This window comes from Streptomyces bobili, assembly GCF_002154575.1.
GTDB classification, from domain to species: Bacteria; Actinomycetota; Actinomycetes; order Streptomycetales; family Streptomycetaceae; genus Streptomyces; species Streptomyces bobili.
The window spans coordinates 1-488 of the sequence record NZ_MUBA01000449.1 but is presented as its reverse complement, the minus strand read 5'-3'; the positions used below and the strand labels follow the sequence as shown (position 1 = coordinate 488).

At 68.2% G+C, this 488-nt stretch carries 1 pseudogene; it reads left to right on the top strand.

Going from position 1 to position 488, the window contains the following annotated elements:
* Positions 1-448, top strand: a pseudogene (locus BZL64_RS29835) (hypothetical protein); the annotation flags it as partial.
* Between the last annotated feature and the right edge of the window lie 40 nt (positions 449-488).

Here is a 488-nt window from a genome sequence, read left to right as displayed (position 1 = left end):
CGACTTCCCGAACTGCGAGCCGAACGCCACCGAACCGGCGAAGGTGTCGATCACCTGGAAGGCCACCGTGGGCCAGGGCTCGGGCAAGTACACCGCGACCCAACAGGGGGCCAGCGGCGGACTCTTCGGCTTTCTGAGCGGGGCCTGGCTCAAGCACAAGGGCACGACCGACATGACGGTCAGGTCGGTGACCGCGGGTGACACGGAGAACAGGGAAGTTCCGGTCGGCAAGGTCCTGCACATGGAGTTCACGCCGAAGATGCAGCGCATGACCGGCGAATGGCGGGTGCGGCTCGACGCCGATCCCGGAAGCTTCGCCGTGAACCCCTCCCCGGAGAAGAACTTCGTCGCCTCGGAACTCGTCGAGGGACCCCTCATCCTGCCGGGAGCCGCCGGGGCCGCCGGCATCGCGGACGGGGCGGTCAAGCCCGTCCTGACGGACTGCTGACAACCCTCCCATCAGCCGCTTTCTCCCTCCCCCTCCCCCC